Origin of the sequence: Frondihabitans sp. PhB161, from assembly GCF_003814635.1 — a bacterium.
In the GTDB taxonomy this organism is placed as follows: Bacteria; Actinomycetota; Actinomycetes; order Actinomycetales; family Microbacteriaceae; genus Frondihabitans.
Genome location: NZ_RKQW01000005.1, coordinates 19,466 through 32,170, shown reverse-complemented (window position 1 = coordinate 32,170; position 12,705 = coordinate 19,466). Strand labels below are relative to the sequence as shown.

At 64.5% G+C, this 12,705-nt stretch carries 14 protein-coding genes; 5 read left to right on the top strand and 9 right to left on the bottom strand.

Annotated elements, in window-relative coordinates; all coding sequences use genetic code 11:
• The first annotated feature begins 67 nt into the window (after positions 1–67).
• On the top strand, positions 68–2,008 hold the full coding sequence (locus tag EDF39_RS16865) for a type IV secretory system conjugative DNA transfer family protein (RefSeq protein ID WP_123944986.1): 1,941 nt from the start codon (positions 68–70) through the stop codon (positions 2,006–2,008).
• A gap of 33 nt (positions 2,009–2,041) precedes the next feature.
• On the opposite strand, the gene EDF39_RS17575 is transcribed toward EDF39_RS16865, so the two are convergent.
• A complete protein-coding gene (locus EDF39_RS17575; protein WP_158613256.1) occupies positions 2,042–2,218 on the bottom strand; it encodes a hypothetical protein in 177 nt (58 codons plus the stop codon).
• A 903-nt stretch (positions 2,219–3,121) separates the two neighbouring features.
• Between EDF39_RS17575 and EDF39_RS16860 the strand changes: the two genes are divergently transcribed.
• From EDF39_RS16860 to EDF39_RS17570, 4 genes are all read left to right on the top strand, one after another.
• On the top strand, positions 3,122–3,364 hold the full coding sequence (locus tag EDF39_RS16860; protein WP_123944984.1) for a hypothetical protein: 243 nt from the start codon (positions 3,122–3,124) through the stop codon (positions 3,362–3,364).
• 283 nt (positions 3,365–3,647) lie between these two features.
• Positions 3,648–5,504, top strand: a complete 1,857-nt coding sequence (locus EDF39_RS16855) for a hypothetical protein (RefSeq protein WP_233573196.1) — start codon at positions 3,648–3,650, stop codon at positions 5,502–5,504.
• Between the two features lie 106 nt (positions 5,505–5,610).
• Positions 5,611–6,579, top strand: a complete 969-nt coding sequence (locus EDF39_RS16850; protein ID WP_199726245.1) for a ParA family protein — start codon at positions 5,611–5,613, stop codon at positions 6,577–6,579.
• Positions 6,576–7,019, top strand: coding sequence for a hypothetical protein (locus tag EDF39_RS17570; protein WP_158613255.1), 444 nt, complete (start codon positions 6,576–6,578; stop codon positions 7,017–7,019). Before EDF39_RS16850 ends, EDF39_RS17570 begins: the two co-directional genes overlap by 4 nt.
• 72 nt (positions 7,020–7,091) lie before the next feature.
• On the opposite strand, the gene EDF39_RS16840 is transcribed toward EDF39_RS17570, so the two are convergent.
• From EDF39_RS16840 to EDF39_RS16805, 8 genes are all read right to left on the bottom strand, one after another.
• Positions 7,092–7,610, bottom strand: coding sequence for a GNAT family N-acetyltransferase (locus EDF39_RS16840; RefSeq protein ID WP_123944980.1), 519 nt, complete (start codon positions 7,608–7,610; stop codon positions 7,092–7,094).
• Complete coding sequence (locus tag EDF39_RS16835) at positions 7,607–7,996, bottom strand: ArsR/SmtB family transcription factor (RefSeq protein ID WP_370275204.1); 390 nt, start codon at positions 7,994–7,996, stop codon at positions 7,607–7,609. The genes EDF39_RS16840 and EDF39_RS16835 overlap by 4 nt, the downstream gene beginning before the upstream one ends.
• A gap of 502 nt (positions 7,997–8,498) precedes the next feature.
• Positions 8,499–9,833, bottom strand: coding sequence for a phosphopyruvate hydratase (gene eno, locus EDF39_RS16830; protein WP_123944976.1), 1,335 nt, complete (start codon positions 9,831–9,833; stop codon positions 8,499–8,501).
• Positions 9,834–9,897: 64 nt separating this feature from the next.
• The gene (locus EDF39_RS16825) at positions 9,898–10,383 is read right to left on the bottom strand and encodes an inorganic diphosphatase (protein ID WP_123944974.1); all 486 of its coding nucleotides are present in this window, start codon (positions 10,381–10,383) and stop codon (positions 9,898–9,900) included.
• Positions 10,384–10,403: 20 nt separating this feature from the next.
• Positions 10,404–10,775 carry a CrcB family protein gene (locus EDF39_RS16820; protein WP_123944972.1) on the bottom strand — a complete coding sequence of 124 codons (372 nt, stop codon included), beginning with the start codon at positions 10,773–10,775 and terminating at the stop codon, positions 10,404–10,406.
• Entirely contained in the window at positions 10,772–11,284 is a 513-nt protein-coding gene (locus tag EDF39_RS16815) for a CrcB family protein (RefSeq protein ID WP_123944970.1), read from the bottom strand. The genes EDF39_RS16820 and EDF39_RS16815 overlap by 4 nt, the downstream gene beginning before the upstream one ends.
• On the bottom strand, positions 11,281–12,024 hold the full coding sequence (locus tag EDF39_RS16810) for a 2,3-diphosphoglycerate-dependent phosphoglycerate mutase (RefSeq protein ID WP_123944968.1): 744 nt from the start codon (positions 12,022–12,024) through the stop codon (positions 11,281–11,283). The genes EDF39_RS16815 and EDF39_RS16810 overlap by 4 nt, the downstream gene beginning before the upstream one ends.
• Positions 12,021–12,527 carry a universal stress protein gene (locus EDF39_RS16805; protein WP_123944966.1) on the bottom strand — a complete coding sequence of 169 codons (507 nt, stop codon included), beginning with the start codon at positions 12,525–12,527 and terminating at the stop codon, positions 12,021–12,023. Before EDF39_RS16805 ends, EDF39_RS16810 begins: the two co-directional genes overlap by 4 nt.
• Between the last annotated feature and the right edge of the window lie 178 nt (positions 12,528–12,705).

The window sequence follows — 12,705 nt, the reverse complement described above, 5'->3', positions numbered from 1 at the left end:
GGGACAATCGCACTCCCCCGCCGACCGCTAACCAGGCCGGCTCGGGGTAGGCGGGTGGAGGGGATGCATGATGACGTGGGGTCCACAAGCACACGGTGGGGCCGCCGCCCCGAACCTCAAACGTGGAGGTGGGTGGCTGTGGTGGTTCCCCGTCCTCTGGGCGTTCACCTTCCCCGCCTGGCTGATTGGGCTTCTCGCCTCCATCGGCACCCCGGTTGGCTTCACCTGCCCCGGCACCACACCCAGCGACCCACAGAACTGCCCCGACGTCACCCGCCCCGTGATCGCAGGTCAAATGCAAGGCTTCGAGGATCTGCTGCTATGGGCGTTCATCCTCTCGGGCGCGATCGCCGTCTGGATCGGTTGGCTGAACGGCCGACGCGCCACCCGCCCCTTTTACGCTCGCCCGTACCTCACAATCGCTGCATTCGTTGTTTCACTTCCCCAGGCCCTCGCTTACCTCATCGGCTACTTCCTGGGTCGGCTCCCTCGCACCGGTCGCCCCAAGAGTCCGTCCAAGCGAACGCTTTCGAGGACCGAGTCCCATCAACTAATCGCTGCCCCGAACACGGTCGCTGCCATCACCGACCGGATCACCGATCGCACCGGGAAGCTCCCCGGAGCGGTCCTTGGCTGGTCCCTGGACGGCAGCGCCACTCTCGTCACCGCTCCCCCACGCGGCGGCGTCCTCGTCCTCGGGCCTCCCGGATCCGGTAAAACCAGCGCCGTCCTCATCCCCAGCGTCCTGATCGCACCGGGTGCATGCGTATCGTCATCGATCAAATCCGACATCATGATCGCCACCGCCCCCACCAGGGCCGGCAAAGGACGCGTCTGGCACTTCGATCCGGGCGGCGACGAAATCACCCCACCCGGAATTGAACACGTCCGCTGGTCACCGCTCGTGTCGGTCCGCAGCTGGGACGACGCCCTCCAGGTCGGTCAAACAATGGCCGAACCCCTCCTCCAAGGCGGAACTGGCGGTAACGATAGGCACTTCATTGGCCGCGCCACTGATTGGGTGCAGACGCTTCTTTACGCCGCTCACCTCGGCGCCCGGCCGATCGCCGCCGTCGCCCGATGGGCCCTGTCTGCTGCCGACGAGGACACCCAGACCGAGATCGTCACCATCCTTGGCGACGCTGAAGCGGACGGTGATGAAGGGGCAGGTATTGCCGTTCAAAAGCTCCTTGGGTTGATCGCGACGCCGGACAAGGAGCGTGGCTCGATCATCTCCACCATGGTCGGCCTCCTCCGCGTCTATGACTCGGTCAGCGCCCGCAAAGTCGGAGACAACCCCAACTTTGACCCACGAACATTTGTCGAATCCAACGACACCCTCTACATCACAGCCCGGCCGGACAAGCAGAGTCTTTATGCCCCACTCCTCGCGGCACTGCTCGAGCAGATCCGCTTTGAAACCTACGATCGGACAAAAAGGGAACAAGCGGGCCTCGAGCGAGTCCTTCCACACGTCACCTTTGCTCTCGATGAAGCCAACACCACCGCACCAATCCCCCTGCCCGCGATCATTTCCGAAGCCGGTGGCCAAGGCCTGCACATCATCGTCGGAATCCAAGCCCTCGGCCCCGCAATCGCCCGCTGGGGCGACGCCGCGAGATCCTTCCTCACCCTCTTCCCCACGAAGGTCATCTTCCGCGGCGTCTTCGACAAAGACACCGTCAGTGCTCTTAGCTCCGCCTCTGGCGAGTACGACCGCCAAATGACCTCGTACTCCGTCTCCACGTCGTACCTGGGCAAGTACGCGCTGCCCATCCAGCAAGTCACCCCGAGCTACACCGCCCAGCGGCAACAAGTCCTTACCGAAGGTGACATCACCTCCATCCCCCAAGGACGTGCCCTTGTTTGGGACGGACCCACCTGGGGTCTTCTCGGAATCGGCATGCACTGGAACACGGCAATATGGCAAGCAGTTAGCGACCAGGCGCCACTTTCAGCGCTTCCGAGCGGGTTTGAATTAGATCAGACGTTAGGTGGGGGCAACTAGAAGGCGACGCTCAAATGGGTGCGTCGCTCCCCCTCACTCGTGCGCGGAGGAAAGCTCTTGAGCCGTAGCCATGATGGTCGCCGCGACGGTCATGATCGGCTCATTTCGAGAGAACGCCACCGCCAGCTTGTCATCAAGAATCCGTGTCTCTTGCGAGTTCAAGCCGTCCACAGAAATGGTGTCGCTCAGCGTGTCATAGATGATCTTCATTGTGCTTTATGCCCTCCCGAGGAGCGATTGTGGCCCGTTGGGCAGCTCAGCCCGTCTTGATGCCCTCGCAATGAGATCGAGTGGGTCATCCCCCAGCGCACGGCAAAGCATGATCAATTCCACGACAGTTACGGGGCGTTGGCCTCGGAGAATTCGGTAGATCGAGTCATGGCTCACAGCTGCTGTCCGTGCCCAGGCCCGGACCTTGATGTTCGCGATCGCCAAGGCGCCACGCAGTTCGGCAGCGAGAGCCTCTTGTAGAGCGTCGGCAGCTTCGTTGCTGCTGAGCTCCACCTCTTCGGTGGGGCGGCGACTGTCGGGGTCTGCGCCAGCACTTAATTGATGAGTCGTGTGAAAATGCTACCCGCAAGCAACCGCGCTAATCCCTTGCAATTCTGCTAGAGCCCGTTTTCCACGCTTTGTAATGGGCAAGGATGCGGGGTTCACGGCTCGATATCTCCGGGAGCCTTGTCCATTCCGATGACACCCGCAACCATGGCCATGACTCCGATGCCCTCAACTAAGAGACCGGCGGTAGCGACAACGGCTGCCAGTGAGCTGGGTCGACTGGACAGTATCCGGCCTGTCGGTGCAAGGGTCATGCCGCCCACGGTCAGTGCGGCTCCACCGCAAAGCACCACGATTGACCTGGCCAGGACTTTACTGAACACGAATCGATCCAAGCACGAGTACGTGGATCTGAAGACGTCGATTCTCAGTCCGACTGACGCTACGAAGCAGGTTCATTGGCGTTGCCTAACTCGGAAGTGGCGAGTCGCGCGGGTTCGCGCTCCGAATTTAGAAACATGATGCGCTTCCGTAACAGAGCGCCGTAATGCCCATTCTCGCGACACGCCGGTCGCCAGAGGTATGTGCATGCATGTTCCCAGCACGATGGGCTTCATGAGTGACTACGGACGCCGCGCCAGCCGTGCCCAGAACGCCCCCACGGTGTTACTTCAGGGCCGTGTTTCGCCGGAAACTCGTCAAGCATTCAAGGATGCAGCCGAAGCAAGTGGTGTCTCTATCGCCTACTACCTCGACGCGTTCACTCGTCAGCTGGTAGCGGAGAATGGCCAATTGCCTTTGGTTCGTGACCCGCGCTCCATCACTCACACGGAGCTGCCCATCGCAGACGTTGCCTAACGAGTAAGAGCCCGTCGTTTCCACGACGGGCTCTTCAAGAGTCGTAGCTCAGAACCCTCCTAGCCGCCAAGCACGAGGTTCGAGCTAATCCAGTCCAAGTTCCGGCAATCAGCCGGGCCTTTTGCCTGCCCCGCAGGAATTCACCTGAGGAGATGACGCCATCGTAACGCGTCTACGTCCCAACGCGCCATCTGCGTACCCGAAATCTTCCGGCGAGTCGTCAGCAATGTCGACTGCCTGGGGGCTGTCCCGTGTGCTTTCTCCGCGGGATCGGGTGCGTGTGATGAAGCGCGACGCGTATGGGCGTCTGGATGAGAACTCTTACCCGTTGTTCCACCAGGTCGGACCCACTCCTCCGACGACGCCGTGGGCTATCCGCCTGGCAGATGCCACAGGCACATACCGCTTGCTCTGTTTTGACTTTGACGGCAAGGAAGCCGGCGGCGTCTCCCCTGGGCTGATGGAACGTGCAGTGGACGATTGCGACGAACTCTCCGCTCTCTTGAACACCCACGACGTTCCCCACGTCGTGTGCCAGTCCTCCGGCACAGGCGGGCGGCACATCTGGATCGCGCCTCGTAACGGCGCCACAGCGGAGCTCGTCGGGGCGCTGGCGCGGGCAGCCCGTGCCCGCTTCCGAACGCTGGACCACGGGATGCTCTGCAACCCGGCCGAAGGCGCCGCACGCCCGCCGCTGTCGCCGCACCGTGACGGTTCCACATCCACCGTCCTTCGGGGCTCCTTGGAGGCGCTGACGGGCCGCCACGCGACTGTGGCTGGCCTGGTCGGTGTGCTGGAGGCCCTCGAGACGCTCCGGCCGGCGCCTCGCGCTCAGGACAGTGCCCCTTCGGGGCCTGTGAACACGGGCCACCGGCCGCACCGGCGCTTGAGCCGTCAGGGTGAGGCGCATATGGGCACCATCAACGGGGGCTCTAATCCGTCCTGGACGGGGTTCATGTGCTTGCTGTCCGCCGCGGTAGCCGGTTGGGCCCTCCGGGACGTTGAGCATGCCGTCAGGACAGCGCCGGGAATGGAGCACTACCGGACGAAGAACACCGGCCGTGGCGGCAGGCGGAAGAGGGATCCTCGGGAGGCTCAGGCGCGCCTGGAACGGCAGTGGGACAAGGCGCAGCAGTACGCGGCCCTGTACCGGCCGCTCCCGGCCGAACAGGAGCCCCGCGACTACACGGAGCTGATTGGCATCGTCAACAGCGTCGAGCAGCTCCTGACCCGGCTCCGGGTTACTCCCGGCCGGTGGACCCGGACCGAGGCCGCCCACTCCCAGGTCAGCGTCCTGCAGGCCGTGGCTTTTCTTACTCTGCACACCGGGAAGCAGGTTGTTGCGGCGTCCATCCGAGACCTCGCCTTGATGACGGGCCTTGGCCGCACCACCGCAGCCACTGCGCTGCACGCCCTCCAGGAGGCCGGCTTCGTCCAGCAGGTCGCGGGCGCCGATCAGGGCAACGCCGCTGAATGGCGGCTCACCCCGCCACTTTCCACAGGTGACGGCATGGTCCGGTCACAACCACTTAATAACCCCCGCCCCCCTACCGGGCTTTTCGACAAACGTGCCGAATTGATCATGGTTCTGGAGAACACGCTGGTAGATGCCCGGCACGATCTTTTTACCCGTGCCGGCATTGGACATCTCGCAGGGAGGACGTACGCCCTGCTGCGCCAGCACGCAGCTCTGACGGTCGATTCAGCAGCTGCGCTACTTGGAGTGACGGCACGACACACAACGACAATCTTGAGCAGACTGCGACGGCACCGGCTCATCATCACCCACCCCGCGGGCTGGGCGCGCAGCAAGCAAGATCTACGCACACGAGCTGCACGCACTGTAGGCGTTGACGGGTACCTTGTCGCTCGAGCGCATCGATATTCGGTTGAGCGCGAGACCTGGCAATGGTGGCTAGCAGAACTAACCACCATGAACTCCTCCCCCAAGTCACGTCCGAGGCGCCAGCACGTCAGCAGCCGAGTGCTTTTTCAGGCCGAACCAAGCGGTGAGCGCACCTGGCCCCGGTACCCCCGGTCCGCTGATCGTCGAGCCGACCACAAAAGCGCCCGCTCACTTGTTTTCGACGGTGTGCTCAATCCGGAGAGCCGATTCCAATACCTCGGGGATGCAGCGTAGGCGCAAGACTGATTACTTCCAATGACAGTAATACGTGTAATAGCGCTATTAACGGTAATGTCGTCGACAGACATGACGGCGTGGCATCGACAACAGTCGGTTAATCGTGAGAATACTGTTTTTAACCCTTATGGAGGTAATGGCAACAATGACTGTAAATATGGTCGAACGAGGTGCCCTGGAACGAGTCATCGCGGTAATCAATGGGAAGGGTGGGGTGCTTAAGACCACCCTGACGGCTAATGTTGCCGGCCTTCTGGCGACTAGCGGATATCGCATTCTTGTTGTGGATTTGGATCCGCAGGGCAACCTCGCCGAGGACCTGGGCTACACGGATGATTCGAGGGACGACAAAGGTCGAAGTCTTGCTCAAGCGTTGATGTTCGGCGGGGGAGCGGCACCGGTCGTGGGCGTCCGACCCAATCTCGACGTGCTGGTCGGCGGCTCGGTGTTGGATCAGGCGACCGCTGGCCTGTCCTCTCGAGCCAATAAGGATCCCGACGGCGCGAAGCTGGCTTTGGCGCAGTTGCTTGTTCCCCTGGCGGGGGACTACGACATGATCCTGATCGATTGCCCTCCGGGGGATGAGACGTTACAGACGGCGGCGGTCGCTGCGGCACGGTGGGCTCTTGTCCCGGTGAAGACGGACAAGTCGAGCCGGAAGGGGCTGGGGGCGGTCGCTGCGAGGCTCGATGCTGTTCTGGCGATCAATCCGACTCTTGACCTGTTGGGTGTGGTTCTCACTGCGGTGGGTTCTGGTGCGACGGCGGTGCAGCGCGAAGCGCGTGAGCAGATTGCCGCGCTGTTCAACTCTGACCATGACGTGGTGTTCACCGCGACGGTCAGGCACAGTGAGGCGACCGCGCAGGCGACTCGCGAGCGGGGCCTTTTGGTCCATGAGCTCGATGAGCAGGTCCGGAAAGGACCTAAGTGGTACGAGATCAGGCGGGGAGATGCGAAGGCGCAGGCGCAAGCGCCTCGGAGTGCGTCGTCCGTGGCTGATGACTTGCAGGCGGTCGCCCAGGAGATCGTGTTCCGGATGAGCGCTGCGGAAGCTTTGGAGGTGACCGCATGAGCGACACCCCGGACCGTGCGATTACCGGCCTTTCACCTCGTGGAGCCGCCCCGGACTTTTCGCGACTGCAACGCCGCAACAGGGTCGTCGTGCCGGAACCCGCAGTCGTCGATGTGCAGCACGTCGAGGAGCCTTCGCGGCCGCCGGCGGTCACATCAGAGTTGCCCGCACCATTTCTGCTCGCAGCTGCGCCAACTGTCGTGTCAAAGTCGGCGGTGACGGAACGAGAGCGTGTGACGACGTATCTGGATGGGCGTCTTCGTGCGCGAGCGAGGGAGGCGTACCGGGCAACGAGTCACCTCGAGGGCGACAAAAGTTGGTCTGACTTCGTGGAGCGGGCAATTCTTGCTGAAGTCATTCGGCGTGAGGCCGCCCATAATGACGGCCGGCCGTATGCCGGTGACGAAACCCCGTTGTCACCCGGGAGACCGCTCAAGTAATCGAAACCGGCACCGCGTCCTACCAGCTTGCTCATACCCGCCAGCAGCAATTCGCCTGACCGGGCGGTGTCTTTAGTTGGTTCCGGTGACGGTGCTGCGGCGTTCGAGTAAAACGTTGTTCCGCCATTGCCCGGCCCAGGGACCAAAGCTCATCCGCCCGATGCGTTCGCGGATGCCGACTTCCCGGAAGCCGTGAGCGGCATGAAGGGCAAGGCTTCCGCGGTTCTCGGGAAAGATCGCGGACTGGATCATCCACACCCCGGCCAGTTCCGACACGGTGATGAATTCCGCCAGGAGCAGGTGCCCAACCCCGGCACCGCGAGCCGTCTCGGCGACATAGATGGAGTGCTCGATGACACCCCGATACACCGGCCGAGACGACACCGTCGACGCGGCCGCCCACCCGACGACGTCGCCCTGCGCGTCCACAGCGACGAAGCGAAGATCTCGGATCTTTCCTTTGTCGAACTCTTCCCAGGACGGGGCCTTGTCCTGGAAGGTCGCGTTCCCCGTCGCGATGCCCTCGGCATAGATCCGCTCGACGGCTGGCCAATCGCCCGCCTTCATGACGCGGATGGTTACCACGGTCATACCGGGTTGAGCGCCCGACTGCTGACTGTGAGGGCGGTGAAGTCGGCGCGGTAATAGGCCCACTTGCCGCGCTGCTCGCGGGTGGCAAGGCCAGCGTCGACGAGCTGCTTCATGTGATGGGACACCGTCGGCTGCGACAATCCGACCGGGGCGGTGAGGTCGCAGATGCACGCTTCCCCAGTGGGGCTTGCCGCGATGAGAGACAGGAGCCGGACCCGGGTCGGATCTCCCAGGGCCTTGAAGACCTTCGCGACGTCCTCAGGTTGCGACGCGTCGAGCGCGTCTTCACCGGCTGGTGCGCAGCAGGCGTCGACGGGCTGGAGAAGGAGTGTGGCGCTGGTGGTCCTGGACGAAGCTGATCGGCGGTGATGGAATTCCTGCTGCAGCTAGCACCTCTCACCTTTCCCCATTCGTGCGCTTCAGAAAGCATATTGCCAGCCAGCCAAGGCACAGCCCTGGACCGTCCACAGCCGGTGCGAGCTCGTGCGCGCTACTCGCTTGCTCGGCCAATGAGCGTTTACTCGGGGTGATGGCTTTGTCGACGGGGCGATAAGCGGGCTTCGTCCTACCCGACCCCTCACGAGTGTTGCTTTGAGATATGCCCCAAAGCAACATTTCCTGGGGTAGAACTCGTGTCGCACCTAACGGTTGACGAACTTCTGGCCCAAGCCGACAGACAGCTGGCTGCTTCCACAGCGCGTGGGTTTGGACACACCGAAATAGGCGTGGCCGCTCGAGGACTCGCGTGGAACGGGTGCCACCTCTTGTGGAAGGGGTGGCACCCGCCCGTCCGGCCAACCGACTAAGGAAACTGGCCGCTTTGCTGCACACGCTGGGCGTGTGCCGGTCCGGGTTGGTCGCTCAAAACCGCCCGGAACGCCTGTGGGCTCAGTCGACCAGGCCGTAGGGCAGGTCGGGGTGGAGGTCGCTGATCTCGGTGAGCCTGTTGTACTTGGCGACGCGTTCTCCGCGGGCGGGGGCTCCGGATTTGATCTGCCCGGTTCCGGTGCCGACGACGAGGTCGGCGATGAACGTGTCGGTTGTCTCTCCGGACCGGTGCGACACCATGCTCTGCATACCCGCGGTGCGGGCGGCAGCGATGGCGTCGAACGTCTGGGAGACGGTGCCGATCTGGTTGGGTTTGATCAGGGCCGCGTTGGAGAGTCCCTCTTCGCCGCCGGCTTGGATGCGGGCCGGGTCGGTGACGTAGAGGTCGTCGCCGACGATCTGAATGCTGTCGCCGAGGCTGGTGAACATCGCTCTCCACCCGTCGTGGTCGTCTTCGGAGAAGCCGTCCTCAATGCTCCTGATCGGATACGAGCCGACAAGGCGCTCGTAGTACGCCACCATCCCGGCCCGGTCGAGAGTGCGATCGGCGATCCGGTAGTTACCGCCACCGGTGGCAAATTCGTTCGCGGCCGGGTCAAGGGCGATTGCGAGTGCATCGGCGCCGGGCTCGTAGCCGGCCCGCTGGATCGCGGTGACGAGGAGGTCGAGGGCTTCTTCGGGGGCTCCGATCGAGGGGGCGAAGCCGCCTTCGTCGCCGAGGCCGAGCGACCCGAACCGGTCCCGGACGAGGCCCGCGAGGGCGTGGTAGACGTCTGTTCCGATGCGGACGGCGTCGGTGATGGTGGCGGCGTTCACGGGCGCGATCATGAACTCTTGGAAGTCCAAGGCGTTCGCGGCGTGCGCGCCACCGTTGAGGACGTTGAAGTGCGGCACGGGAAGCCGTGGCGTGCTCCGTGTGGCGTCCGCGATCCACTGCCACAGCGGCAGCTGGGCTGCTGCGGCGAACGCCCGCGCCATGGCGATGGACGTCGCGACAACCGTGTTCGCTCCGAGCCGCCCATACCCAGCAGTGCCGTCCAGCTCTGCCAGGGCGCGGTCGACGTGGCTGATTGAGTCCCAGGACCGACCGGTGATCATGGGCTGGATCTCTGTGTCGAGGAGGTTCAGGGCGTGGGTGACGTCGCGGCCGCCGTAGGGGGCGCCGCCGTCTCGGAGTTCTTGGGCTTCGTGCGCGCCGGTGGAGGCGCCCGCGGGGGCGTCGCCGGTGACGTGTGTGCCGTCGGTCAGTCCCAGGTGCACCCGGATTGTCGGGTAGCCGCGGGAGTCGAGGATGCGGCTGCCCCGCACCTGGGCGATCGAGGCCGGGTGGGAGGTGAGGGTGACGTATTCGCCTTGACGGTGGGAGTGGTGCAGGTTGCTGATGTAGTCGTTCATGGCCGGAATCCATTCGAGGAGTACTGCGGGCAGCCCCAGGGGTGTGGGGCGGTGGGGGTGACGGTCACGGGTGCAGGGTGGCCTGCTGTTGTGCCGTGCGGATGACTGCTTCGGCGTCGGTACGTGGAGCCCACCCGTTGGTGGTGACGTGCTTGCCGTGTTCGATCTCCTTGTAATGGGAGAAGAAGTGCTCGATCTCCGTCAGCGTCGCGTCGGGGACGTCGGTGATGTCGCGGAGGTGGTCGAAGCGGGGGTCGCCGTTCGGGACGGTGAGGATCTTGTCGTCGCCGCCGTTCTCGTCGACCATGCGGAGCATCCCGAGCGGGCGGACGTCGACGACGACTCCAGGGAATGTCGGGCGCGGCAGGAGCACGAGGGCGTCCAGGGGGTCGCCGTCTTCGCCGAGGGTGTCGTCGAGCGAGCCATAGTCCTGGGGGAACACCATGCTGGTGAACACGGCCCGGTCCAGCCGGATGCGTCCGGTGCTGTGGTCGACTTCGTATTTGTTGCCGCTGCCGCGGGGTATCTCGATGGTGACGTCGAAGTGCATGGTCAGGGTCCTGTCGTAGATCAAAGGTGGGTGCCGAGGAGAATGCCGGCGGTCGCTGCGGCGACGGAGACGACGAGCATCCCGAGACCGTTGACGGTCGCGGCGGTGATGCGGCCGCCGCGGGCGAGGCGGACCGTTTCGAAGCTGGCGGTGCTGAACGTGGTGTATCCACCCATCACCCCGGTCCCCAGGACCGCCACGGGAAACTCCCCGAGGTGTAGGGCCGCGCCGGTGATGAGCCCGAGGAGGAGGGAGCCGGTGATGTTGATCGTCAGGGTCCCGACCGGGAGCCGGAACTGTCGGCCGGCGTTGATGCTCCCATCCAGCAGGAACCGCAACGCAGCACCAATCCCACCCCCAGCGGCGACGGCGAGAACAGCAAGCCCGCTCACGAGGTACTCCCTGGGGTGGGGCGGGGCCTGAACCAGCCGGCGATGGTGAGACCGACCGCGGTCGCTATCGCCCCGGTAAGGACGGTCAAGAGGGCGTACCCGGCGGCGGCGAGTCCCCGGTCGGCGAGGAACAGGCCGGCGGTCGTCGTGGCGAGGGTGCTGTAGGTGGTGAACCCGCCAAGGACACCCGTCCCGAGCAGCAGCCGCAGGATGCGGCGGCGGCCTTCGTCGGGGCCTCGGTGCGCGAGCGCTTCCAGGAGCACCCCGAGTAGGAGGGCGCCTGTGACGTTGATCCAGAAGATCGACCAGCTGACCCCGTCGTGTGCCGGGTACGCGGAGCTGAGGAGGTCGCGAGCGGCCGTGCCGAGGGCGCCGCCGAGCGCGACGACACCGAGATACCGCCAGCGCAGGTGCACGGGCCGCATGGTCTTTTGCGGGTCGCCGACGTCGATATCCGGATCGTCGGGAAGAGAGTTCTCGGGCATGGTGGTGTCCGTTCGGGTAGTCATGTTCCGCCTTCTGCCGCGACCAGGGCTGCGGCGTCGTCTGCTGTCCGGTCCAGATACTCGCCACCACGCGGGCGCAGCGTGTCGCCTTCACCGACCCGGTAGCGCAACGGTTGCCCGGTCGGCAGATTCAAATCTGCGACTTCTTTTTCGGTGAGGTCATCGATGCAGGCGCATAGCGCCCGGAGGGAGTTGCCGTGCGCGACAACCAGCACCGTCGCCCCGCCCAGCACCACCGGCAGGAGGTCGGTCTCGTACAGCGGGCGAACCCGTTTCACGACGTCGGCAAGCGATTCCGTCCGTCGAACAGCTCTTCTTGGGAGCCCGCGGAGGGCCGGGGTGTGGCGAAGAGCCCACCAGTTCCGGAGTGACATTGTCGGTGGCCGCCCGGTCAAGGACCGGCGCACGCGGGTGAACTCCACCTCGCCCAGCGCTGCTCGAGCGGCCGTCTTGCTCTGCCCGGTGAGAGCCCCGTAGTTGCGTTCGTTCAACTCCCACCGTTTCGTTGCCTGCTGGGGCATTCGGAGCTCGTGGGTGACGAGGTCAGCTGTCCGGACCGCACGTTGCAGGGTCGAGGTGACGACGATCGTCGGCGTGATGCCGTTCGCGCGGAGCAGCTCCGCCGCCCGGACGGCTTGCCGCTCGCCCTCCGGGGTGAGCGGGACGTCGAGCAGACCGGTGAAAGTGCCCCCGGCGTTCGCGGTGCTCTGCCCGTGACGGAGGAGGATCAACTGACCAGTCATGAAGCATCCCAGGGCAGCGGGTCGTCGAGTCCGACCGGATTCGTGGGGACCACGACGACGGGACGATGTTGTTGGTGGGCCAGCCGGGCGGCGACCGAGCCGTTGAAGAACTCCCCGATGCGTTGCCGGCCCGAGTGGGTACCGACGATGATCAAGCCTGCGTCGTGATCCTCGGCGACGGCCGCCAACGCACGGGCGGGCATCCCTGCCCGGAGAAGGAAATCGACCGGAACTCGGTGCTCGCCGGCAATGGTGCGAGCAGTGTCCGTTTCGTCATCGGACAGGCCGCGGGGTGTGCTGTCGGCCGTGTCCGGGTCCAGCGGCTCGATCATCTCCGACCCATCAGCGCGCTTACCCAAAGACAGCAGAGACGCGTCGACAGTGACGCACAGCAGGGACGCGTGAAACCGGTGCGCGAATTCGGCGGCGGTCCGGACGATGCCGGGTGCGAATCCAGGTTGCAGTCCGACGACGATCACGGCCGAGTGAGCTGGTGTGGTCATTTCGTTCCCTACCTCAGGCGCGCGTGAGCACGACCGTATGAGATAGGGACTGTTGTCGACGACTGTCGAGGTTGGGTCCGGCAAGCCCCACTGCCGGGTCTGACGACTCCCTCAGTATGCACCCGGAGAACGCACGGCGTTCAACATCGACTGGGTTTCCTCGTGGCGGTCGCTTGCC